This is a genomic window from Lysinibacillus sp. GW823-FHT02G10 (assembly GCF_058797135.1).
Map to the genome: position 1 here is coordinate 235,809 of NZ_JBXAJI010000002.1, position 23,257 is coordinate 259,065.

Annotated in this window: 22 protein-coding genes; 7 read left to right on the top strand and 15 right to left on the bottom strand. The window is 35.6% G+C overall.

Annotated elements, in window-relative coordinates; genetic code table 11:
- Window positions 1–17: 17 nt before the first annotated feature.
- From AC1RFD_RS11075 to AC1RFD_RS11100, 6 genes are all read right to left on the bottom strand, one after another.
- Window positions 18–1,094 carry a PQQ-dependent sugar dehydrogenase gene (locus AC1RFD_RS11075; RefSeq protein WP_048395103.1) on the bottom strand — a complete coding sequence of 359 codons (1,077 nt, stop codon included), beginning with the start codon at window positions 1,092–1,094 and terminating at the stop codon, window positions 18–20.
- Window positions 1,095–1,138: 44 nt separating this feature from the next.
- Window positions 1,139–1,300, bottom strand: a complete 162-nt coding sequence (locus AC1RFD_RS11080; RefSeq protein ID WP_167444838.1) for a hypothetical protein — start codon at window positions 1,298–1,300, stop codon at window positions 1,139–1,141.
- A 151-nt stretch (window positions 1,301–1,451) separates the two neighbouring features.
- The gene (locus AC1RFD_RS11085; RefSeq protein ID WP_054550010.1) at window positions 1,452–1,868 is read right to left on the bottom strand and encodes a YugN family protein; all 417 of its coding nucleotides are present in this window, start codon (window positions 1,866–1,868) and stop codon (window positions 1,452–1,454) included.
- A 136-nt stretch (window positions 1,869–2,004) separates the two neighbouring features.
- Entirely contained in the window at window positions 2,005–2,958 is a 954-nt protein-coding gene (locus AC1RFD_RS11090; protein WP_054550009.1) for an alpha/beta hydrolase, read from the bottom strand.
- 31 nt (window positions 2,959–2,989) lie between these two features.
- Window positions 2,990–3,721: an SDR family NAD(P)-dependent oxidoreductase gene (locus AC1RFD_RS11095; protein WP_054550008.1), complete on the bottom strand. Its 732-nt coding sequence runs from the start codon at window positions 3,719–3,721 to the stop codon at window positions 2,990–2,992.
- Between the two features lie 20 nt (window positions 3,722–3,741).
- Window positions 3,742–5,367, bottom strand: a complete 1,626-nt coding sequence (locus AC1RFD_RS11100; RefSeq protein WP_081011006.1) for a flavin-containing monooxygenase — start codon at window positions 5,365–5,367, stop codon at window positions 3,742–3,744.
- 126 nt (window positions 5,368–5,493) lie between these two features.
- On the opposite strand from AC1RFD_RS11100, the gene AC1RFD_RS11105 reads away from it, so the two are divergent.
- Entirely contained in the window at window positions 5,494–6,189 is a 696-nt protein-coding gene (locus tag AC1RFD_RS11105) for a response regulator transcription factor (protein ID WP_048395095.1), read from the top strand.
- Window positions 6,190–6,219: 30 nt separating this feature from the next.
- Here AC1RFD_RS11105 and AC1RFD_RS11110 read toward each other — a convergent pair whose 3' ends face one another.
- The 4 genes from AC1RFD_RS11110 to AC1RFD_RS11125 form a co-directional block, all read right to left on the bottom strand.
- Complete coding sequence (locus tag AC1RFD_RS11110) at window positions 6,220–6,717, bottom strand: SAM-dependent methyltransferase (protein WP_054550007.1); 498 nt, start codon at window positions 6,715–6,717, stop codon at window positions 6,220–6,222.
- 91 nt (window positions 6,718–6,808) lie between these two features.
- Window positions 6,809–7,999 (bottom strand): Ger(x)C family spore germination protein, encoded by a 1,191-nt coding sequence (locus AC1RFD_RS11115; RefSeq protein WP_490761186.1) that lies wholly within the window; start codon window positions 7,997–7,999, stop codon window positions 6,809–6,811.
- Window positions 7,996–9,093: a spore germination protein gene (locus AC1RFD_RS11120; RefSeq protein ID WP_048395089.1), complete on the bottom strand. Its 1,098-nt coding sequence runs from the start codon at window positions 9,091–9,093 to the stop codon at window positions 7,996–7,998. The genes AC1RFD_RS11115 and AC1RFD_RS11120 overlap by 4 nt, the downstream gene beginning before the upstream one ends.
- A 21-nt stretch (window positions 9,094–9,114) precedes the next feature.
- The gene (locus AC1RFD_RS11125; RefSeq protein ID WP_427485193.1) at window positions 9,115–10,644 is read right to left on the bottom strand and encodes a spore germination protein; all 1,530 of its coding nucleotides are present in this window, start codon (window positions 10,642–10,644) and stop codon (window positions 9,115–9,117) included.
- 361 nt (window positions 10,645–11,005) lie between these two features.
- Between AC1RFD_RS11125 and AC1RFD_RS11130 the strand changes: the two genes are divergently transcribed.
- The 3 genes from AC1RFD_RS11130 (at window position 11,006) to AC1RFD_RS11140 (ending at window position 15,177) form a co-directional block, all read left to right on the top strand.
- Window positions 11,006–12,010 (top strand): nucleoid-associated protein, encoded by a 1,005-nt coding sequence (locus AC1RFD_RS11130; RefSeq protein WP_048395084.1) that lies wholly within the window; start codon window positions 11,006–11,008, stop codon window positions 12,008–12,010.
- 381 nt (window positions 12,011–12,391) lie between these two features.
- Window positions 12,392–13,516, top strand: a complete 1,125-nt coding sequence (locus tag AC1RFD_RS11135; RefSeq protein ID WP_492474901.1) for a hypothetical protein — start codon at window positions 12,392–12,394, stop codon at window positions 13,514–13,516.
- 170 nt (window positions 13,517–13,686) lie between these two features.
- A complete protein-coding gene (locus tag AC1RFD_RS11140) occupies window positions 13,687–15,177 on the top strand; it encodes a serine hydrolase domain-containing protein (protein ID WP_492474902.1) in 1,491 nt (496 codons plus the stop codon).
- 181 nt (window positions 15,178–15,358) lie between these two features.
- Here the strand turns inward: AC1RFD_RS11140 and AC1RFD_RS11145 are convergent, their stop codons facing one another.
- Both AC1RFD_RS11145 and AC1RFD_RS11150 read right to left on the bottom strand, forming a co-directional pair.
- Window positions 15,359–16,354 (bottom strand): DUF4179 domain-containing protein, encoded by a 996-nt coding sequence (locus tag AC1RFD_RS11145; protein ID WP_492474903.1) that lies wholly within the window; start codon window positions 16,352–16,354, stop codon window positions 15,359–15,361.
- On the bottom strand, window positions 16,355–16,885 hold the full coding sequence (locus tag AC1RFD_RS11150) for a sigma-70 family RNA polymerase sigma factor (RefSeq protein WP_048395075.1): 531 nt from the start codon (window positions 16,883–16,885) through the stop codon (window positions 16,355–16,357).
- A 388-nt stretch (window positions 16,886–17,273) separates the two neighbouring features.
- Here AC1RFD_RS11150 and AC1RFD_RS11155 point away from each other — a divergent pair, with 388 nt between their 5' ends.
- Together AC1RFD_RS11155 and AC1RFD_RS11160 are read left to right on the top strand one after the other, a co-directional pair.
- Window positions 17,274–17,471, top strand: coding sequence for a YjcZ family sporulation protein (locus tag AC1RFD_RS11155; RefSeq protein ID WP_048395072.1), 198 nt, complete (start codon window positions 17,274–17,276; stop codon window positions 17,469–17,471).
- Between the two features lie 328 nt (window positions 17,472–17,799).
- Window positions 17,800–17,988, top strand: a complete 189-nt coding sequence (locus AC1RFD_RS11160) for a hypothetical protein (protein ID WP_048395071.1) — start codon at window positions 17,800–17,802, stop codon at window positions 17,986–17,988.
- A gap of 148 nt (window positions 17,989–18,136) precedes the next feature.
- Here AC1RFD_RS11160 and AC1RFD_RS11165 read toward each other — a convergent pair whose 3' ends face one another.
- The 3 genes from AC1RFD_RS11165 to AC1RFD_RS11175 all read right to left on the bottom strand — a co-directional run bounded on the left by AC1RFD_RS11165 (window position 18,137) and on the right by AC1RFD_RS11175 (window position 22,458).
- On the bottom strand, window positions 18,137–18,775 hold the full coding sequence (locus AC1RFD_RS11165) for an NAD(P)H-binding protein (RefSeq protein WP_492474904.1): 639 nt from the start codon (window positions 18,773–18,775) through the stop codon (window positions 18,137–18,139).
- Between the two features lie 777 nt (window positions 18,776–19,552).
- Window positions 19,553–21,505 carry a lipoteichoic acid synthase gene (gene ltaS, locus AC1RFD_RS11170; protein WP_492474905.1) on the bottom strand — a complete coding sequence of 651 codons (1,953 nt, stop codon included), beginning with the start codon at window positions 21,503–21,505 and terminating at the stop codon, window positions 19,553–19,555.
- 431 nt (window positions 21,506–21,936) lie between these two features.
- Window positions 21,937–22,458, bottom strand: coding sequence for a DinB family protein (locus tag AC1RFD_RS11175; protein WP_103118521.1), 522 nt, complete (start codon window positions 22,456–22,458; stop codon window positions 21,937–21,939).
- A 593-nt stretch (window positions 22,459–23,051) separates the two neighbouring features.
- On the opposite strand from AC1RFD_RS11175, the gene AC1RFD_RS11180 reads away from it, so the two are divergent.
- Window positions 23,052–23,231: a hypothetical protein gene (locus tag AC1RFD_RS11180; protein WP_281216091.1), complete on the top strand. Its 180-nt coding sequence runs from the start codon at window positions 23,052–23,054 to the stop codon at window positions 23,229–23,231.
- Window positions 23,232–23,257 lie beyond the last annotated feature (26 nt).

The following is a 23,257-nucleotide window of genomic DNA, read 5'->3' on the forward strand; positions in this document are numbered from 1 at the left end:
TTTTCTCAAATATTATATCACAATGGCGTTCGATATAGTTTATCATCCTGAGGTTGCGGATTTCCACGACCATCTGTATTATTGCTAATAAAATAAAGAAATTTTTCATCCACAAAGACATCACGAATTCTACCAAATTCTGATAGTAATTCATTGTGTTTGTTCTTATTTATATCAAAAGCTAGGACTGCTGTGCCTCTTAAGGCAGCGACATATAATTGATCATTTACAATAGCAATGCCTGATGGTGCCCATGTGTTAGAAGAACCGGATGTAAAAAGAGGTGTTATCATCCCCTGCTCTTTCTCCATTCCTTCAATAAGAGGCCAGCCATAATTCTTCCCCTTCTCAATGATATTAATTTCATCATTTCCTGCATTGCCATGCTCACTGGCATACATCGTACCATCATTAGACCATGTTAAGCCTTGTGGATTTCGATGTCCATAGCTGTATATATAGGATTGAGGAAAAGGATTATCATTCGGTATGGTGCCATCCAAATTGATGCGCAAAATTTTCCCTTCTAAAGCTTCCACATCCTGTGCTAAAGAAGGTTGTGTTGCATCTCCTACCGTTGCATACAGCTTGCCGTCAGGACCTATTTTCAAACGTCCCCCATGATGGTATGTACCACTCTTTATTCGATCCATAATAAGATTCTGTTCGAGCCATTTATTATCGTTAAACGTTAACGTAACAATTCGATTAAATTGTTCCTCTTCCTCGACATACGTATAATACGCATAGGCAACTTGACTAGTAGGAAAATTAGGTGCTAACACAAATCCCAACATACCAGCTTCTGGAGCAGTTGATAGCTCCTTTTTCAGGATAATCTGCTGCCTATCAACGCCACCTTCCGCAATCTTTACAATACTTCCTGGCCTTTCTGCTATATAAAAGACATCTCCACTTTTTTGAATCGACCAAGGTGTCTGCAATTGATCTGCTATTATTTCGATAGAGGAATTCATGGCATCTATAGCGTGATTTTCCTCACTTTCTAACCTATTATCGTTATTATCCTTCGTTGACGTACAAGCAACACATAGAATCATCGTTAGCAGTATTAAAGGTATGTAACGTCTCATGATTAATCATCCTCTCATTTATGAAAAATAGAAAGAGACGCCACCTAGACGCCTCTTTTACTTTTTATACTTTCAAACAGGATTATTTCACCAAATGTTCTTGTTTTCTCTAACACCTCTAGAAAGGCTTCTTTACGATGGATGAGTCGTTCTTGGTGCAATTTCTGATAGGAATGCTGAAAATCATCTATAGCTATTTTATCCATAAACTCACCTCATATAGTAGTACGTGCTAATATCATTATAATGTTGGAAAATTCTTACGACAATTCTATTTATATTTTTGATTATATGTTCCCAAAATAATAAGGATAAAAGACATATAATTTCTTGTAGCAGCTATTTAAATTTATCTAACTAATGAATGAAAAATGGTAGTACTTTTTCTTCCACAGCTTGTTCACCTGCTTGAATCCATCTACTTTTATCATGAATGTATCCATCTTTATCAAGCGGAGTTTGAAATTGACTAGCACCAGTTGCATCTAGTAAGGAGCCCTCATCATAATCTAGACCAATATTCTCAACATGCTTAATGACAAATGGCTTTTGAAAACGAATTTGAGCATCTTCATTATCAAGCTCTCCTGATGTGACGATAAAAGGGACACGTAAATAAATAGTTTCTCCTGCCTCTTTCCATAATACCGAGTCAAAGCTACCTTTATAGTACTCCCAATTCCCGCCAATCGTGAAACCCCGATCGGCAATTTTATCTCGTAAATAGCCAAACCCTATCTCTTTTCCAACAATTTTTGAATCAAATTGTAACAATTTATCTTCTCCTCCTTTCACTCGATAAAAGTTTAACCTAAAAGACGATATTACAAACTAGCTAAAAGATCATTTTGCTGAACAAAAAAATCCCGAAACCTGAGTAGATTATGGTTTCGGGATTTTCGTAAATTTTTTATAAAGGCACTGAAATATTTCGATGTAACACATATTTAGCAGCTTCTACATACTCTGTGACAGCTCTTTGACTGACTGCGGCTGTAGGAACAATACTCTCAAAGCCATGATAGCAGCCTGGGTATAAGTGGAATTCAACATCTACTCCAGCCTGACATAGCTTGGTTACATATTGTAAAGTCTCATCACGAAATGGATCAAGTTGACCAACACATGTATAAGTAAATGGTAAACCTGATAAATCATCCGCTCTAGCTGCGGCAGCATATGGTGGTACATTGTCGCTACCATTTTCTCCATTCAAATACATTTCCCATCCCTTTTGATTGAGTGAGTGGTTCCAGATCATATGTCCCGTAATTTCTAATGAAGATGGGGTATTATTGCGATCATCAATCATTGGATAGAGCGGCATTTGGAAACTAAGCTTCGGATAATTTCGATCGCGTGTAAGTAGTGCAAGTGCAGCTGTGAGCCCACCACCAGCACTTGCTCCAGCAATCCCTAAACGGGTAGGATCTATCCCTAATTCATCCGCATGATCTGCTACCCATTTTAACGCTGTATAGCAATCTTCAAGCGGAGCTGGATAAGGATGTTCAGGCGCAAGTCGATAGTCTACAGATACTACAACACAATTCGCTTCATTGACAAAACGCTGACAAAGCACATCATCACCCTCTGGTGCTCCTAAGACATAGCCTCCACCATGAATCCATAGCAGGCCTGGGTATATTTCCTTTTGCTCTTTTGACTTATAAATACGAAGACGAAGAGAATCATTATTATCAGGCCCTTGAATGACTTTATTTTCTACTATGATGTGCTCTTCAATTGAAGCTGGCACAGCAACGGCTGCCATTCCGTCTCTTGTAGCTTGTACATTATCCAAATCTAATGGGGGAAAAATTGCTAACGTTTCTTTTAGTTCTGAATCAATACGATGTTCCATTAAAATCCTTCCTCTCTTATTTAAAATGTTTTTACGATGTTAAACCGCCATCAATTGGGACGACAGCACCATTCATATAAGAAGCTTCCTGCGAAATTAAGAAAGCGATTACATTTGCGATTTCAGTAGGGTCTGCTAATCTACGTAATGGTCCATTTTCTTCTGGACTCGATGCCAATCCCTTTGTCATGTTTGTCATCACGCCACCGGGACAAATTGCATTCACTCGAATCCCTTTAGGTCCATATTCCATGGCCGCCGTTTTAGTTAATCCAATTACACCATGCTTACTTGCCGCATAACCACCTAGATAGGGTTGTCCCTGTATACCAGCTGCTGAGGATGTATTCACAATGACACCTGATTGCTGTTGCTCCATTTCTTTTAATACATACTTTAAGCCGAGAAACGCCCCTTTAAGATTGACCGAGATTATTCTATCAAACGTTTCCTCTTCTAAATCTCCCAGTAGTGTAGGTGGGCTTAAAACACCTGCATTATTGATAAAAGCATCAATCCTGCCAAATGTTTCTTTTGCAGCGTCCACATATTTTTTGACATCATTGCTTTGTGAAACATCAGCTTGGACAAAAATTGCTTGTTGGTGATATTCCTTAACAGCATGTAGTGTGTCTTGTCCACTTTTTTCATCAAAATCCACTAAAACTAATGCTTTGCCCATAGTGGCAAGCAATTTTGCAGTCTCTCTTCCTATACCACTTCCAGCACCTGTAATAATGACTACTTGTTGCTCCATATTGATATATGCTCCCCTCTCACAAACTATGATATTGATTTTAATTTCATTAACTTAAAGCCTACATAATTGTTTTGAGCCACCTCATTACAATGTTTTGTGTAATAATCAAATCCTCCTAGATAGATTAAAAAACTTCGAGGTTTGCCCTCAATATTGGCTCCCGTATACCAGGAATCACCTTTGACGTAGAGTGTTGCATTAGCGACATCTCGACAATGTGTGCTCCAAGCTTCCTCTGCTTCTATTGTTGGTTCCACAAGATCAATGTCATGCTCACGCAAATAATGCATGCACTCGGCAATCCATTCGACATGCTGCTCAATAGCAATCGGCATGTTCACGAGAACAGAAGGGCTTTCTGGTCCCGTAATCATAAATAAATTAGGAAAACCTGCTGTTGTGAGTCCAAGATAGGTTTGAACAGCTGCCCCATCCTTCCACTTCTCTTTTAATGACACGCCATTCCTTCCTCGGATATCAATCTTAAATAATGGCCCTGTCATGCCATCATAGCCTGTCGCAAAAATGATGATCTCTAAATCAAAATGGTTATCCGCCGTTTGAATACCTTCTCCTGTTATTTTTTGAATAGGTGATTCTTTGACATCAACCAGTAAAACATTCTCCCTATTATAGGTTTCAAAATAATTGCTATCTAAAACCTGTCTTTTCGTTCCATACATATACTTAGGACATAGTTTTTCTGCAACCACAGGATCTTTCACAATCTGTCTTATTTTGGAGCGAATAAATTCTGCCGCTTTTTCATTGGACTGTTCATTCGTTAACAAGTCATGATAAGTAGCTGAGAAGGCAAAGCCACCTTGTGCCCAAGCTTTCTCAAAAACCGCCTGCCTCTTATCATCAGGTTCTTCCATTGCAGATTGCTGATTTTGTGCAAAAGGTGTACCTGAAACCGAATTTCTCATGGAACGTTTTATCGCTTCAAAATTTTTCTTCGTTTCTTTGATAAAGTCCTCTTCATATGCATGGTTACGAGCGGGAATCGTATATTGTGGAGTGCGTTGAAACACCGTTAACTGCTCTGCTTCTTTTGCAATAACAGGTATTGCCTGAATTCCGCTTGAGCCTGTCCCAATAATTCCTACACGCTTCCCAGTAAAATCAACCTTTTCATGTGGCCAATGCCCCGTGTGATACCATTTTCCGTTAAATTGTTGCAACCCCTGGATGTTAGGAACATTTGCTGCAGATAGACAGCCTATTCCTGTAATAAAGTACCTTGTTAAAATGTACTGCCCATCGTTTAGATGAATCATCCATTTATGTTGTTTTTCATCAAAATGAGCTGCAGTGACTCTTGTGTTAAATTGGATATCTGATCGCAATTGAAAACGATCGGCTACGTAATTTAAGTAGCGTAATATTTCCGCTTGCTCTGGAAATCTAGATGTCCAAGTCCATTCTTCATATAATTCTTTTGAAAATGTGTAGTTATAATAGATGCTTTCAATATCACATCTAGCACCAGGATAACGATTCCAATACCAAACACCACCTACACCATCTCCAGCCTCGTATACAATGGTTGAAAAGCCTTTACTCCTCAACTGATGTAGCATATACAGACCTGCAAACCCAGCACCTAGAACAACTGCATCCACCTCTTTAATTGTTTGACTACTCACCTGTTGCTCCTCCTTACGCCAAAATAGAGAAATATGGCTTTACTTAGCTTAAATACTACAACTTACAGAAAATATTGAAAATTCCTTATTTTAAGCGTAGTATATACTTAAAAAAGGGGATAGGTCATGTCCAATCTTTATACCATTCAAAAACGTTTCGACACAGTACAAAGTTATGCCAACCATGAAGAGCTGTTGATACACATTTTGCAGGTATATTTAGATGCTTTTCCTATCAAGGATGCCTATTTATTGAGGTATTCTCCAATAGGCTTTGTAGCAGAAGGAATCATTTTTTTAAATGAATCGGGTGGTAGTCATATCGGTGAAATTCGTGAGGAGATTCGTAGCTTCCCTATTATTTATGCTGCTATTGAAGATAAGAAGGCTAAATTTTGCACAGGAATGGACTATTTAAAAAATATCAGTATGAAATATTCTATTCCCTCGCAAAATAATACGTTTTTAATTGTACCTATTTTCATTGGGTCATATGTTTTTGGCTATATTTGTAGTACTCAATTAGAAGAGGAAATCGATATAAATGATAAGCTGTTAGATGACATGACCACCTTTGGAAACATGATTGGACAGCTTATCATACAAGCTAGAAATAGCAAAAAAGAGGGCTTTCTGAGCAAGCGTGAATTAGAGGTAATGAGACAGGTAGCGCAGGGAGATAGTACAAAGGAAATAGCAGATGTTATGCAATTAAGTGAATTAACCATTACACAATATGTAAAATCTGCTATCAAAAAATTGCGTGCCAAAAATCGCTCTCATGCCATTAGCATTCTTTATCAAGAAGGAATCATTCTTTAAAAAATCAGGGGAGCACGCTACTCCCCTTTTTTAGTAACCCACAATTGTCTTCGCTTTAACAATTTTATTACCCCAGTAGGCCTTCATTAAATCTATTGACCACGCTGGCTGTTTAACATCCTCTTTAGGTAAAAATTCTTTCATTACAGGCTTTATATCTAGTATAGGTGTGCCATCTATGGCGTCTAGCCCTTGAACGATTAATCCTCTTGATTTGACCTCTAACAAGGCAACGATTGTACTTCCTAATTTATTGGGTCTATTTTTACCTCTTTGTGCGAAAATGCCAACCTTTGGATAGTCATGATTATTTCTCGGATGTCTTGCCTCATATTGAATTTGATCGTCTGTAACCTTATCAAAATAAAAAATAATTTCTAGATGAGAAAAATCTTCTATTCCTTTTAAGGACGCCTCTTGGATATGATCAGCAAGTTCAATAGTTGAAATAATCTCTCCCCAATGATCATCTTTTAACATTTGCCGTTTGTTACGAACGGTAGCGATTGATTGAATAGTATATTGCATGTCTTTTATCCCCCATCTTTTCGAATATCTACTATATGTCCTTACCTTTCAGTATAGACTAAATGGACAGAAAAAAAGATGATTAACGATGTTAATCACCTGACGTGCCATAATCCTTAATGGAAACATTCACTTCACATGTAATAGGAAGCTCACTAAACGTTTGATCCCATTCTTTTTTTCTTTTTTGCCATACTTTCGGGTAATCGATTCTTAGTTTATTGCCAAACCCAGAAACATCTGTTTGAAATTCATGTTGCGTTTTATCTAGTGCTTTCCTCACTAATCGCTCTATCTCTTTTTCAAATACTTTCTCTGCTTTTTTCAAAAATTGATTGTCAAATGCTTTATCGGAGAGAACCCAATGTTCAGCAATTCTTCCTTCTGATTGAATTTTTATCGTAAAGGAGATTTGATCCCCTTTCACATGTGGAATAATTTTACTTTTAGCTGAAATAATTTCATACACAATAGGTGCTCCTGACTCCTCATCAAAGCCTTTGACAAGGCCACCTTTCGCATCGCCAGACATCCATGCAATTCCTTCTAGGTCACTCTCATTTAAAAATCCTCGTAGCTTTTTGGTTTTTCCTTCAATGATAGCAGCGCCTGCAAATTTTACTTCTCCATTTTCCGTACTCACATTTTGCAATAAAAAGCTAGAGTCTGAATACAGCTTCCCCTCTAGTTTGGCTACGGTCATTGGAGGCAAAATTTTTGTCGTCCTTTCATGTCCCTCCATCATTTCTACTAATTGAAAGGCAGGAATTTTAGTTGGTTCATTTGTTTCAAGTGCCTGACTTGCCTGATCCTGAGCAATAAAGAGCAGTCCACTCGGCCGTATTTCTAATTCTCTTAGAAAAAAATCCAACGTTTGTTGGAGATTGATAGTACTAGCTAATTCCTCACCGATAATAATTACTTTGGAATGTTCAGCAAAGGAACGTTTATCAACCTTTAACAGCATATTTCGTAAAGTTGGTAACACCGCATCACCTGTCTCAGAAACATTTTTATACGCTTTTTCTGGCAATGCTCCCTCTTTTGTTCCAGAAACCGTAGTCTCTGACGTAACAAATTGATTGGTAATTGTTAGCAACTGTCTGTTTGCATACCTAGCATCTTGTTGCTCTTCAGAGGAAACATCACCCGTTTCTAAATCCAATGATGTACCTACAATAAGGCCTAAATCCTCAATCTCTTTACTACTCCAACAGCCAGTAAGAAGTAAGGTTACCGTTGCAACTAGAAGTAAACGTACACAACACTGTATTCGCTTCATGCTTTCTTTCCTTTCAATTTCGAAATAAGGAGTAAGGTTATCGGTACTACACCAAATAAAATTAATGCAGCATGACCAATCTTATCGCCAAATGTAAATAGATCGTTAATATTTTTAGGTGTCATCGCAATAATGTAAATAATCGGAAGTAGCCCATATAAGAAGGGATGCATATTTTTCTTAAACAGTTGGGCTAATCCTAAAGTAGCGGCATAATAAGTAATCGTAAAGGTAGCAAAGATTTGCATAATCCAAATTACAAGAAGAAATGACTCAAAGCGTTCAAAAATTAAACCAGGGATTTCAAAACTTCGCATTAATTCAATTGTTGGCCAAGTCCTTGTCAAAACCCCCTCAATGGATAGAGCACCAATGACCATCACAACCGTGATGACATAAAAGAGCAAGGGTATGGCTATACCCGCCAGTACAACCTTTACAGCTTTTGATTTATCTGAGGGGTACATAAATGCCACAAGTAGTAGCATAATTTCAGGCCCTAAAAATGCTAGTGTCGCTGTTTTTATTCCCTTTAACATCGGAACAACGCCCAGACCGAGTACTGGTCTCAAATTATCGATTTCAAAAATCCCTAAACTTAAAAAGGCCACAAGTAAAAAAATAACAAAGGTAATAGGAAAAATGATTTCAAATAAACGAGCGATTGTGTTGATGCCACCGCTTATTAAGTAAAGTCCAACCCATAAAAAAGGCAAAATAATCGCCCAAGTGGGGGTTCCTTCTAATAAGAAGAGAGAAGTTACTTCAGCCATGATGCGAACTTCAAAGGCAGAAATGGTAAAAAAGTAGGCAATTACACACGCACTTATAAACCAGCCTAACCACTTCCCTATGATATCTTGATTATATTGATAAAATGTTTTGTCAGGGTATTGTTGGCTTAGCTTCACAATGATTACACCTGCAATCATTGCAACGACTCCACCTAAAAATACACTAATCCAAACATCTGGCGTTTTAACTTTTTCTACAGATGCACGAGGTAAAGTAAGAATCCCAGTGGCAAGAATATAGTTAATAATAATAACAACTGCTTGTGACGTCGTTATTTTATCTTTCATACTGCTGTTCATGGCTGTTTTGCTCCCTTTCTCTTATTCCCCTTTGCGGACCGAATCTTTTGGCTTTAACAATCTAGGACGATGCTTCATCATCTTTAACGGCATTCGCACCATAAAATCTTTCCAATCACCTGCTCGATACGGAATAGTTGGGCTCAAATATGATACACCGAAGCTCTTTAGCTTTACCAAATGACTGCAAAGGAATAAGAAAAATAGAATGATGCCATATAGTCCAAATAAAGCTGCGGAAAACATCGCCACAAAACGTAGCATTCTTAGCGTGATACCAGCATTATATTGAGGGATAGCAAAAGAGGAAATTGCTGTTAATGCAACCACAATGACCATGATTGGACTCACAATTCCTGCCTGTACGGCGGCTTCTCCAATAACAAGCCCTCCAACGATCCCCATTGTCGGACCAATCGGCTTCGGTAGACGAAGTCCTGCTTCTCGTAATATCTCAATAGCGACTTCCATAATGAGGGCTTCAATCAATGCTGGAAACGGTACCCCCTGCCTTGTTGCCATCATGGACAGCGCTAGTTTAGTGGGAATTAAACCTTGATGAAACGATACAAAAGCAATGTACAGGGATGGGGCAAATAAAGAGATGCCTGCAGCAAAATAGCGAAGCAAGCGAATAAGTGAGCTCGATAACCAACGTTCATAGTAATCCTCTGGTGATTGCAGTAGCATATTAAACGTGACTGGCACAATTAATGCAAAGGGAGTTCCATCTAAAAGAATTGCGACTCGTCCCTCTAGTAAAGCAGCAATAACCCGATCAGGACGCTCGGTACTCTGCACTTGCGAAAATGGGCTGAGGTAATCATCCTCAATCAATTGCTCAATATATCCTGATTCAGCAACATCATCCAAATGGATTGTTTCAATTCGTTCCTTCACCTCTTTTACAAGATTAGGCTGCACAATTTCATCTATATAGGCTAAAACCAACTCTTTTTTCGTACGTTCGCCTACTTCCATCTCGATAATCGATAAATTTCGATTCTCACCATGCTGTCTTAATAAAGAGGTATTCACACTTAATTTTTCCGTGAAGCCCACTCTTGGTCCACGTACCATTGCTTCAGAAACAGGCTCCTCAAGATTTCGAGTTTTGCCATGTGCCGTACCAATGATAAATACATTCTGTATGCCATCCACAATTAATACAGTGGAACCAGTTAATACTTTGCCAACAGCTTTCATGACTTTCGATTCCTCTAGCAGTTCACTCACTGGTAGGATTTCATTTCTAATTGATTGTTGTAATTCATGACCTCTTAAAACAGACGACTTTTTTGTATGTCCATTCATTAATGATTTCAAAATATGTTTGTCAATTAATTCTTTATCGCATAATCCTTTAAGAAAAACGATCGCTGCACGATTATCCGTATTTCCTATTTGAAATTCTCTAAAATGAATATCCCAATTATGGCCAAGTTCTTTCCTCATTTGTAAAAGATCTTTATTAAAATCTCCTGTAAATTGCTCTAACGTTTCTTGAATAGGTATGTGTACCATCTCAACTTGTTCACTATTTTCTTTCATCTCAATTTTGCCATTGCTCTTATTAACAAATAAAAAAACATGGAACAATTTATAAATTAAATATGGAATAAAAAACGCTAAAAAGCCTTGTAAAAAAACTTGCCAATGTGGCATGTAGGAAATCACCTTTTCCCACATATTGATCACCCTCTTTAGTACACTTGTACAGAGTATCCCTACCTGTTTTTATCTTTATCTAAGCAGCAGTATTTTAAACTTCCAATCCTCAACATTCTTTCATAATAAGACACTAACATTCGGTGACCATAAAAAACCAGCCTCAAATGAGTACTGGTACTTATAAAAGCAATCTTTAGCTTATGGTATACTAGCTACTATGAAAAATTAGAAGGTGAAATTTATGCTAGAAGTCAGTGAAAGTAAATTAACACAATATAGTCTGCATTTTTTGAGTGAGACGCTTATTTTAGGAGAAGAAGTTTTTACACAACCTGAGGTCATGTTAGAAGCAGCCTTTACACAGCTCGCTTTTAGTAAAATTGATGTGGAACAGCAATATGAATTTTTCCATGAAAGCAATATTGCACTCAATGAAGTTTTTACGTATTCAAGAGCTATTTTCGAACAGGGAAGTAACTTCCTAGAACACTCACAAAATATTGCCAAACACTTACATAGTGTGTCACAGCATCCTAACATCAAAAGCGGAGAACTGTTTATTGGCCTTTTTGAAAATTGTTTTCTATTAAATGAGGCTAAAAAGATTATCGCTATTGTCAAAATTGATGAAAAAGAAATGTTTTTAGATGTGAAAAATGAACACAATCAAATGATCGTGAACGGCGTGGATGGCATTAACGTTAAGAAAATTAATAATATGGCTATTATTGTTGATATGGGACCAGATCAATCTCCTGCCGTGTATATTAAAACAAAACGTAAAGAAGATATTGTTTATTGGCAAGAACGATTTTTAAAAATTAAGGCAGCGGATGAACATTATTATAAAACCAATTTAGCATTAACAGAATGTAAAAAATTCATTTTAAAGGAAGAAAATTATACAAGCACAGAAAAACTTGGGCTCTTGAATAAAACACTGGATTACTTTAGAAATGAAGAGGAGTTTCAAGTAAATCATTATATTGAAACTGTTTTTGAGCAAGCGGACACTACTCAAAAAGATATCATCATTAATTCGGTCAAACCCTATGAGACTATCATTTCTGATAGTGCGCTAGAAAAAGCTGAAAAGAAATACAAACGTAAAATCAAACTGGATTCCAATATTGAAATCCAAGTAAATATTCAACATATCGACCAAATAGATGAATTAATTGAAGTTGGCTATGATGAGGCAACGAATCGCAAATTCTATAAAATCTATTTCCAGGATGAACAGTAGAAGAGCTTGGATTAAACGGATGCAAGTTATCTTATGAGATTAAACATTAGAATGACAGCGTCTCTCCTAAAATCTTCAATAAGTAGAAAAAGAGCTTAAAACAGTATCAGCTGCAATAATGCCTTAGTTCGTGCCCATGAATTTTCTCTGGAAGCGCACTAATCCTTGTAAATCTTTGCTTCGATAATCAACCCTTTGCATGGTCTGTGCTGTAAATAATAGCTATTTTTCAAAGACTACAGATACGAAAACAGTGTGTCTTATCATGAATCCTCCACTCTTTAATTTCTTAAAATTTTTTTCAAAAAGTTAAAACTTTTTCAATTGGTAAAACGTCTAATAATTGGTAACAGAAGTTAACCTAAAGGAGAATTGATAAATATGAAAAAACCTGCTAAAAAAACATGGCTATTAGCTTCAGCATTAACACTTGGGATGGCTGTATTAACACCGCTTCAAGCTGGTGCAACAGCTGTTGATACAACAAATAATGTAACGATCCAAATAGAACAAAAAATAACAGGTACCATTAAATATTTTGATGATAGCAGCATTACCCTTAAAGGAACAGATGGAAAAAACTACTACATCAGTTTACACAATTTCTCAGATAAACAAATTGAGCAGTTAAAGCTAGCAGAGGGGCAAGAAATTTTAGTTGAGGGTAGTATTGTGAAAGATTACTCAGATTTCTTTACCTTTGCCGTCTATAAAAAAAGCTTACCTAAAGAAGTAACAAAAGAAGAATTAGTCATACTAGAGAAACTCTTTTCTGACATGAAAAAGGCTGAAAAAGAAGAGAATTATGAGGAAATGGAACGAATCTATGAGGCGATGGATAACATCACAAGACCTTACGAATTAGCAAATTGGCAACCTGAGCCTTTTGAAGAATTTATTAATGAAGCCGCATTCGCTGAAAAAAATATTGTTATCAAAGCACAAGATAAAGAACAGCTAAAAACACTTTATAGTAACTGGATTAAGTATGTAAAAGAAAATAAAACGGATGAGGCATCAGAAAACATTGATAAAATTTTCACTATTCTTGAACCTTATTACCAAGAATTATATCCACCTTTAACTTTTGAAGAGTATATGGCGGATATGAACGTCGATTTAACAAAAGAGGAACTTGCAAAACTTAAAACAATCTATGAAGAGGCACAAAAAGCTGAAAAAGATAAAGACGAAGAATTGGCTATGAAGAAATGGGATGAATTCTATGAAATACTTCGCCCACACTTTAAACCAGTTCCCTTCGAGGAATATATGGCAGATATCGAATTCAGCATTAGTAATGCAGATTACGCAAAATTAAAACAACACTATGAAGAAGCAGTTGCCCTTGAACAAAAGGGTGAAGATGAAAAAGCTGGCGAGCAATGGGAAGCCTTTTATAAAGTTTTAGACCCTTACTACGAAGCGAACAGAGAAATTCTTATCTCACCATCTAAATTAACATTTAACGGTCAAGATTTTACGCCAGAGCCAGAAACAAATTAAATAAAATTTCAAGGGCCCTCCTATTGGTTTTAGGAGTGGCCCTTTTTGAAGTGACAATTTTGTCATGTTATCCCGGAAATAGTCATGTTAATCGATGGTTTACCCTTATTTTTCTTGTTACAGTAAACCATGTTGTCACAAGCACATTACGTTCTAAGGAGAAAAACAACATGACATTATTCATGAAGAAATCGGTGATGATGACAGTAATGTTACTATTTTTTACGTTCACACCCGGATTTGGACACGCAGCATCAAATAATACAATTAGTAAAATTGATCAGTTTATTAAGGAGCAGCAAACCATTAGTAAAATCCCAGGAATTTCAGTAATTATTGTTGATAAAGGGAAAACCGTCTATCAACGGGGCTTTGGCTTTGCAGATACGAAAACAAAAACGCCTGTTACCTCTGATACTCTTTTTGAGTTGGGCTCCACGTCTAAGGCATTTACAGGACTCGCTATTTTACAATTAGAAAAACAAGGTTTGTTAAAACGATCAGATGATGTCCGAAAGTATATCCCTTGGTTATCATTAACCTATAAAGGCGAGGATCAGGCTGTGACAATACAGCAGCTATTGTCTCATACTAGCGGAATTCCCTCAAATTCCATTACTCAAATCCCAGAAAGCACAGCGGATAATGCCCTTGAATTAACAGTTAGAACACTGCTGGATCAATCACTAAATCGTCAACCAGGGAGTTCTTTTGAATATGCAACCATCAACTATGATGTCTTAGGCCTCGTCATTGAACAAGTTACAAAACAGCCATTCGATCAGTATATTCAACAGAAAATTTTACAACCTGTTGGTATGCATCAATCTTTTGTAGGAATTCACCAAGTACATTCCACACATATGGCTTCTGGCTATAAAATAGGTCTAATGAGAGAGCAGCGATACATACCACCTATCTATCGTGGCAATATCCCCGCTGGTTATATCATCAGTAACGCTAATGATATAGCCAGATGGTTAAAATTACAGGTAGGAAACAGTGATATCTATTCAATCAGTAACAATTTAATTCAAGAATCGCATACTCCAGATCTAACAGTGGAGCCTTTTGATACGAATACTTACTATGCAAACGGTTGGGCAGTTGTGAAAAAGGACACAAAGTCATATATCTACCATGCTGGTGAGAATCCAATCTTTTCCTCGTATTTCATTTTGCAACCTGACGAACAAATCGGCGTGGCTATTTTAGCCAATATGAATACAAGCTCTACAACAGCGATTGGACAAGGTGTCATGGATTTATGGGAGGGCAAAACGATTGACATGCAACATATCAGCAGCTATCAAAAGCTAGATAAAATTGTAACAATCATATGTGCTATCATCATCGCAATCAGCATTATTTTCTGTTATCTATTCGTTCAAAATATACGCAGCCTTTATAAAAAACAACGTAGTATGGCAAATCTAAATTACAAAAGAATATTGTTATTATCTGCCCATACTATACTTGTGGCGACAATGCTGACAGCACTATTTATCACGCCTAACATAGTACTTGGCGGCTTAAATTGGACATTTATTAAAGTTTGGGCACCAACTTCTATTACATTCCTGTTGTATAGCTCCATTTCGGCCAGTCTTCTATATTTATTATTAGGCTTTATGATGATTGGTACTAAAAGGAAGAATTAAAAATTTAATAGCTTAAAAGATATTTAGCTACAATTAATAGCTCTATTTTGACTGAACACTGCGTAATATGAGCTAATGGTAAAGATGCTGACCTATATCATTCATTGCTAACACATCCATCTTTGAAGGTAAGAATTGATTCCTTCAGCCCTTTGAAAACAAGTTGTAGGAACAGACCATATCATTTTAGAGAAATATTAATACTTGGGAGCGGAACAAGCTCTTTCCGCTCTAATGTTTTTTCGTCAACAATTCTTATAGTTGGCGTAATGATTAGCGTTCGAATATCAGAATCAGGTATAAAAACCTCAACATAACCATTTACTCGCCCAGAACCGCTTTTAATAGTTGTTGCTCCTACCTTTTCATATACATTTCCAAGATTATCTTCTATGTCTACCATTAAAAATTCTGTCTCCCAGTCAAGATTTCCCTCAAAATAAAGAGTGGTTATATATTTTCCCTCTGTTATTTGATTATATAATAGCTGGTATTGATCATTACCAAATGGTATATTTACTTTTCTTGAATACGCTCGGGTTGGTGTAAGTTCTAACTGAAAGTCCCAAGCTCCTTCTACAAGAGTCGTATTTTCCATACCTATAAAATCTTGAGGACGCCATTGAACATTTACCTTTTCATCAATTACTTTGTCTGAAATTCTCGCTGTAAACATACCAATCCAAGTAGCCTCATTCTTTTTAACGATTTGATGACTAAGTACGTCTAACTTGTTTCCGTTGACTTCTAAATCGCCCTTCCAAAATAGAGGGGGTTCATCTATCGATTGTTCGTGTTTCATTTCATAACTAACCGATACAATCGTTCCATCGAAAAAAGCCTCAGCTAATTCAATGGAGGTTCCGTTACTTTCGTCTATTTGATTGATGGTTGATGCATTATCACTAAATACTTGTAATTGGGGATTATCATTGCTATTTAATAGTTGCTGTACAATTGGTACTCGATTAGCCACTACAGGTAGCCAAATGCTACTACTAGTAAAAATAAATGTGAGCATGGCGACAATACTAACCCACTTCCATTTTTTAAATACATACTTCTTGGTTGAAGATGACCGTAAAACACTTTTTTCAATATTAATCTTTTCCCAATCAGATAATTCAATTGGTTCAATCTCTTCAATATCTATTTCGATGAATTCCTTTTCGTTCATTTAGATACCTCCCAGCTCTTCTGTTAACTTTAACTTACCTCGATATAAACGATTTTCTACAGCTGATTTAGATAGACCAAATATCTCAGCGATTTCTCCGTTGGAATATCCTAAGTAGTATTTCAAGAGAAAAATTTCCTGATCGTTTTTACTTAAATTTAAAATACTGATAAATAGTTGCTCTTTTTGTACTTTTTGTTCGACGATTCTTTCTGGTAGATCCTTGCTATTTGAAATTGATGAAAGTAACTCGACTGTTTTAGGCTTATTTTGAAGGCTTCTATATGTATCAATCGCTTTATATTTTGCAATAACGCCAATCCATTTTTTAAAATCAATCTCATCGCCAGTAAATTGAATACTCTTTTGCCAAATGGTTAGAAATACATCGTTGATACATTCTTCAATAGCTGTTTGATTGGGCTGTAACACTTTCACTACAATGGCTTTAACATAACCTCCATATTTGTTAATCACTTCTCTTAAAGCTTGTTCATCCTTTTTTTGTAGCTGATTAATTAATGAATACACGAAGTTAGAAAACCTCCTTTCCTTTCTTCTCTACAAGTAATAACGAGCAAATGAAAGAAAACTCTCACATTATTTAAATAAAAAAACAAATGATTCCTTTCCGCAACACATTGTAGCTAAAAATAGAAACGGAAAAACATAGACTTACTGTTTCAAACCCGCTCCATCATCATGCATCAAAAAATTATTTTTTATCTTATGGACTGGATTGACAACTAATCATCAGGCTGTAACAAGCGCCTTTGAGTTTCATCCTATCAAGGGTTTAGTGATACTCATCCTTCACCCAAAATTCTCTTTAAAATTACCTAAATACGATTCATTAGACGAATACCCTTTTCTCTTTCAACGGCATTCATACAATAAACTGAAGAAAGGAGAGATCTTGATGGGATACTTTGGAAACATGGGTAATTTCAATTGTTGTTATGGAGGCTATGGTAATGACTATAGCGGCGGTTATAGTATGGGTTGTTGTGGCATGGACTATGGCGGCAAAAACAATAGTTCAACATTTGTTTTAATCGTTGTGCTATTCATTCTTCTGATTATTGTCGGAGCAACATTCGTGCAAAAAGAATATTAATATTTATTGATAAACATGAAAAAGGGATGATCTTCATTAATAGCAGCTCACATTAATGTCGATACATCCACAGCAAAGAGGGTCACTTCCAGCCTAGTGACCCTTTTTTAAACCTGCTTGTCTTTCACCTTATTTAATTTTAAATTCTCCATTTCCCACATTTGCGGTAATACACATCGCTAAAGAAATATAATAAGCCAACATTTTTACTTCCATTTACGCCCCATATCCGCTTTTACATCATAAAGTTTTTTAAAAATGAAACCACCTAAAACCATGAATCGTATACTTACTTAAGAAAAAGCCATTGTAAAAGGGGTCGAGTAATGTGAGAGAATGGTTGCAAGGAAGGAAAAACAAAAAGAGAAGAGATAAGAGACGTAAAGATCAATATTCATTAATTGACTTATTTCTTGATGTACTAATTTGGATACCAGAATTACTTTTCCTCCCATTTAGAATCATTTATTGGTTGTTGAGAGGCGTTGGAAGGTTTATTGGAGAAGGTTTTAATTAAAAAACTGCTCAAAAGGATGTCATTTGATTTTTTGTACCAATACGATTGAGGCAAAGGAAAATTTTGTTGGGCATTCAAAAGGGATAAAGTCATTTAGTTGAGGCGCTGACCCTATCCCTCTCCAAGTGGCATTCTCCTTTAAATTAGATTAATTGGAGATAAACGGTGCTTTTTGTACATACTTTTGATTTTCTATTTGGTTAATGATGAATGTAGCTATATCCCGATTTGTTATTTTTGTACCTGGCATATCTCCAAGATTTTCCTTCATGAACCCTACTTCATCTCCCTCTACGATAAATGGAAGCCGAATTAGTGTCCATTTGATAACTTGATTATTGCTAAGGAGATGCCATTCTTTTTTCTTATCTACCATCATTTTTGAATAAATAATTTCAAATATCTTTGCACCCATACTATTTATAATACTCTTTGTATCTCCAGCAATGGTTAGCGATCCACCCGTTACCCCAATATAACGATCCATATGTAAATCAGACATGACTCCCAATATATTTTCCGTTACTTTACTATAAATCGGTTTTTCTTTCATTGGTTGACCAAAAGTATTGATAACGATTTGACAATCTTTTAATAGCTTTTGAAGATCCTCGATATTTTGTACATTTCCTTCTATTACCTCAATCCTACTGTCTCTGAAAACTAACTTTTCTGGGTTTCTAACAAGCATACGTACGTGATACCCTTTCTCTAATGCTTTAGAAGCAATGTAACGCCCCGCTTTACCTGTTCCCCCGATAATTGCTATCTTTTTATAAACGTCCATGATGCCCCCTAATTATCATAATAATATGTATACGGACAAATCATAGTTTAGATTCAATAATTCTATTATTCACCTCTCTTTATCAAATGAGATAAAAGAAATAGTAATTTTGTTTATTCTAGCTAGAGCTTTTGTCTATACAAAAGAAAAAGAACCACTCTCTTAAAAGAAAATGGCACTTCAACGCCTCATCGTACTTACTTGATAATTACACTTTTTAGGTGTATTCAGCTTAACTAGATCAGTGGTTTATATTATTTACTAAGTCTTTATTATATGCAATCCACTTCTCCATTTCTCTCTCGACAGCTCGGTTTTGCCATTCAAACCAAATACCTGTACATTCACTGCAGTGACTATCGACACCCTTTTTTTCATGTGTATCTTTACATGTAAACACAGTCTTTTTACGACAACTATAACAGTAAATGACTATGTCTTTATAAAACTCCATCCCGATCAACTCCTCAAATTTACACCTATTTCTTTCCTTTTTTCATCTAAATTATGCTTTAAAAAGAAAGAAGTAAGGATGATGAGTGCCATCATGTTTGTTCTTTCCTCTCCTTACTAATAAAAGCGATTCAAACCCTTACTATTAAAGGATTTGAATCCCTTTTTCCGTTAGTCCAACTTTCTATTTGAACCTTAAGGAGAATATAAAACCTTGGTATTGCCATACTTATTCAAAAATGACCAATAAAAAAGCAATTCAAGGTAATGGTATGATATCCTATAGACTTTGATATCGTACACAATTCCTTGAACTGCCTTAAATTATTTAGACTCTACATTTTCATCAGGAGAGTAATTATATTGAGAAGGATCAACTGGCGTATAACCTGTTGGCGTATAGAATCTCAATAAGTCACCATTCACGACTCTATCAGATAACGCCAATTTATGATCTACTTCATTTTTAATCGTCTTTGCTTCCTCTAATTGACTGTCGTCTAATGGTAAGCCTGTTTTATTATCATAATATTTTTCATTAATTGAATAAATAGTAGGACTGACAAAATCGCCATTTCTAAATGGTACAATTTCATCATGCTCTTCTGATAATAAGTCTGAACCAAATTGAACAAATTGTTGTGAATCAATTCCTAGTAAATGCAATAACGTTGGCAGTAGGTCTGTTTGGCCACCATAGCTATGGTTGGTCCCACCTTGTATGCCTGGAACATGTATAAATAATGGTACACGTTGTAAATTAGCACTTTCATATGGTGTAATCTCTTTTCCAACGACTTGTTCCATCGCTTTATTATGATTATCGGAAATACCGTAATGGTCACCATAAAGAACAATCATTGAATGATCATATAATCCTGATTCCTTTAATTGCTGGAAGACCTGTTGAATTGCTTCGTCTGCATAACGAGCTGTTTGGAAATAATTATCAACGCTTGCATCTCCCGTATTGGCTTTATCAATTGTCACTAAATCTTGATTCATTTTATATGGATAGTGATTCCCTACCGTAATTAATTTTGTATAAAAAGGTTGTGGTAAGGAGCTTAAAAGATTTTGAGATTGTTCAAAGAATGGTTTATCTAACAAACCATATTCAGCCATGTCCTCTGAAGTACCTGTGTTATAGTAACTAGCATCGAAGAATTTATCGAAGCCAAATGATTTATAAATTACATTTCTATTCCAGAAGCTTCCGTTATTACCATGGAATACAGCTGATGTATAACCATAATCTTTTAAAATACTAGGAGCTGCCTGATACGTATTTTGTGCTTTTGTAATATAAGCAGATCCTTGTGGTAATCCAAATAAAGAATTTTCAAGCATAAATTCTGCATCAGATGTTTTCCCTTGACCTGTTTGATGGAAGAAATTATCAAAATACAATGTATTCTTATCTTTTGCTAATGAATTTAAAAATGGTGTTACTTCTTCACCGTTTAATTTATAGTCGATTAAAAAGTTTTGGAATGATTCTAAATGTAAATAGATAACGTTCATTCCCTTTGCTGCACCGAAATATTGGGCATTTGGTTTGGCATAGTTTGACTTTGTATAGTTAATTACTTCAGTAATATCACTACTATCTGCCAAAGCTCTCTGAGAAGAGGCTTTCATCGTTTCAACTGAGTCATAAATCGTATAGTTATACATCCCTAGATATTTCACAATATAGTTTCTATCAAAACCTCGTGTTAATAGTTGAGGACGATTAGTTTCAGCTAGTCCTAAATTAAGAATTGATACCGCTAATGCAAAGGCAATGATTGCCATTCCTTTTTTATAGCCAAAACGTTTGGTATCTTTTTGGATTTTTTTAGAGAATCGTAGATAAAACATAACCATTACATCCACAAAGAACAAGATATCATAAGGCTTTAATAAAGAAAGAACACTGCCGCCTAAATCTCCAAAGTTCTGCGTTTGAGAAAGTGTAGGTAATGTAATGAAATCACTAAAGAATCGGTAATAGACAATATTGGCATATAAAACAATAGACATCAAAGTGTAGACAACAACGAGTGATGTGTATTTTCTTTTTCCTTTAAATAAAAATGAAAATCCTAGAAATAGCATTGCTGAGCCCAGCGGATTTATTAGTAAAAGGAATTGTTGAATGATTCCTTCTACACCTAAGTCAAATTGTGATAGTTGAGAGATGTATGTTTTAATCCATAACATTAATACTGCTACTATATAAATTCCTAAAAAGTTTTGTAATAGGTTATCTTTTTTATTTGCTAGATTTTTCATTTTTGCACCTACCTTTTACTGATTAAATTAAAATCTAGATATATATGAACTTAACTGATAAGTACTGTATGGCACTTTAAAAAATGTTACGTTACAATAGCTTTTTTCGCGACCAATGTATAGTACTCTCCATTTAAACTTCTGTCAAGTTGTTAGCTATTCTTCATATAAATATTTCTAATTAACCTATATATTGTCCAAAAAATACCCAGTAAACATTAGTTTTTAACTAAAATTTACTGGATATTATAAGCCATAAGTAAATGCCTTTATGAAATCTGCCTCGCAATTTTTCTCATTTGGGCATCAAAAAATCTTCCATTCAAATGAATTGGAAGATACTCTGGTACGCTATTCACTTTTTGCTAATAAACAATTGGATATTATTGCAACATTTTTCTAGCATATATATTTCTACAGTGTCTCTCATTCTATTTAAACGTTTCTTTATTTATTTGAGCACCTACTGAATCTTTCAATGATGAAGAAAGACCTCTTCTGATTAGATTTGCAGAAACAGGCGCTCTCCCCATTTCCCTTGCCCAAATTGATAATTGTCCTATATGGTGAATTTCATGTGCAATGGTATGACGAATGACTTCACCCCATGTATGCGTCTCCATACTACCATTTGCTAATGGAATATGAAGAATACGCTCTTCCATGCTGTCATCCCATTGATTTACAAAGCTTTCGACGTCTAAATGAAATGCTGCTTCCAATTTACGAACCTTTTCCAAGCTATTATATTCATCAAAGCTCTCCTGAAAGTCTGTTTTCCCCTGTAATAGACGAATCCAACTCCATTCAACATCAATGATATGGAAGAGTGTGTGTAATATACTGCCCATTCCTCCAGTTCGGTTTTGCAAAAGTTCTTCTTCAGTCAACTCTTCACACCAACGAAACCAATCTTCCCGAACTAGCCAATTATATTTAAAAAATGTTTGCAAAAAAGCACCTCCGTAGTTGTTGAAAAAAATATTATAACTCACTATTTCTTCATATAAAGTGAGGATCCCTTCTTTGCTCTTTTCAGATATCCAAATAAGCACTACAAGTAACTAAGCTAAATGTCTAGTAATTACCACTTCTGGTTACTCTTATGTATTTTTCTATAAACGTAATCTGCATTATCTAGGTCTTTCCAGCTACTAATAAAATTTAGTATTAGCATAAAAATTCCAAATAAAATAAATGCCAACATATATTTACCTATGAAAAATAAAACAAACGTTGCAACCAAAAGTAATATCATTAAAATTATTACGAGGATTTGTAATTTCCCCTTCTTCTTCTCATCCACCTGTTCAACCTCCAATCAAAGCGCGGTACTTTTCTAAAATGTTTTCTTTGGTTTATTTTAACATAAAAATTCATTTTTTCTAAAAAATCAATTATTTTATGCAAAATCCAAACATCAGAAATTTCCTACTAAATTTACCTTACATAGTCTTGGGGTGATCTGAAATTTTAAGGATGAAATAGAAATAAACAAGGGATATTTTATTGGATAAGATAAATAATATCTTTAGGAGGTGTCGACATGAAACGAGACAGAAAAAATACAGAATTTGCAACAGACGAGCCAACAAAACAATCATTTGCTAGTGGAGTAGACCAAAAAAAACCTAATGGGAGTAAAGAATATACGGAAGCCCCTCGCCCACAACGTGAAGAAGACCTTATTATGGATGAGAAAAAAGGTAAGTCAACTTCATTATAATGTAAGACAAGTTAGTATTTTTGACC

Bases quoted from the DNA above. Each gene is read 5' to 3' on its own strand.
- AC1RFD_RS11075 (WP_048395103.1), bottom strand. From the start codon at position 1,094: ATGAGACGTTACATACCTTTAATACTGCTAACGATGATTCTATGTGTT.
- AC1RFD_RS11080 (WP_167444838.1), bottom strand. From the start codon at position 1,300: ATGGATAAAATAGCTATAGATGATTTTCAGCATTCCTATCAGAAATTG.
- AC1RFD_RS11090 (WP_054550009.1), bottom strand. From the start codon at position 2,958: ATGGAACATCGTATTGATTCAGAACTAAAAGAAACGTTAGCAATTTTT.
- AC1RFD_RS11105 (WP_048395095.1), top strand. From the start codon at position 5,494: ATGTCCAATCTTTATACCATTCAAAAACGTTTCGACACAGTACAAAGT.
- AC1RFD_RS11110 (WP_054550007.1), bottom strand. From the start codon at position 6,717: ATGCAATATACTATTCAATCAATCGCTACCGTTCGTAACAAACGGCAA.
- AC1RFD_RS11115 (WP_490761186.1), bottom strand. From the start codon at position 7,999: ATGAAGCGAATACAGTGTTGTGTACGTTTACTTCTAGTTGCAACGGTA.
- AC1RFD_RS11120 (WP_048395089.1), bottom strand. From the start codon at position 9,093: ATGAACAGCAGTATGAAAGATAAAATAACGACGTCACAAGCAGTTGTT.
- AC1RFD_RS11125 (WP_427485193.1), bottom strand. From the start codon at position 10,644: ATGAAAGAAAATAGTGAACAAGTTGAGATGGTACACATACCTATTCAA.
- AC1RFD_RS11130 (WP_048395084.1), top strand. From the start codon at position 11,006: ATGCTAGAAGTCAGTGAAAGTAAATTAACACAATATAGTCTGCATTTT.
- AC1RFD_RS11135 (WP_492474901.1), top strand. From the start codon at position 12,392: ATGAAAAAACCTGCTAAAAAAACATGGCTATTAGCTTCAGCATTAACA.
- AC1RFD_RS11140 (WP_492474902.1), top strand. From the start codon at position 13,687: ATGACATTATTCATGAAGAAATCGGTGATGATGACAGTAATGTTACTA.
- AC1RFD_RS11145 (WP_492474903.1), bottom strand. From the start codon at position 16,354: ATGAACGAAAAGGAATTCATCGAAATAGATATTGAAGAGATTGAACCA.
- AC1RFD_RS11155 (WP_048395072.1), top strand. From the start codon at position 17,274: ATGGGATACTTTGGAAACATGGGTAATTTCAATTGTTGTTATGGAGGC.
- AC1RFD_RS11165 (WP_492474904.1), bottom strand. From the start codon at position 18,775: ATGGACGTTTATAAAAAGATAGCAATTATCGGGGGAACAGGTAAAGCG.
- ltaS (WP_492474905.1), bottom strand. From the start codon at position 21,505: ATGAAAAATCTAGCAAATAAAAAAGATAACCTATTACAAAACTTTTTA.
- AC1RFD_RS11180 (WP_281216091.1), top strand. From the start codon at position 23,052: ATGAAACGAGACAGAAAAAATACAGAATTTGCAACAGACGAGCCAACA.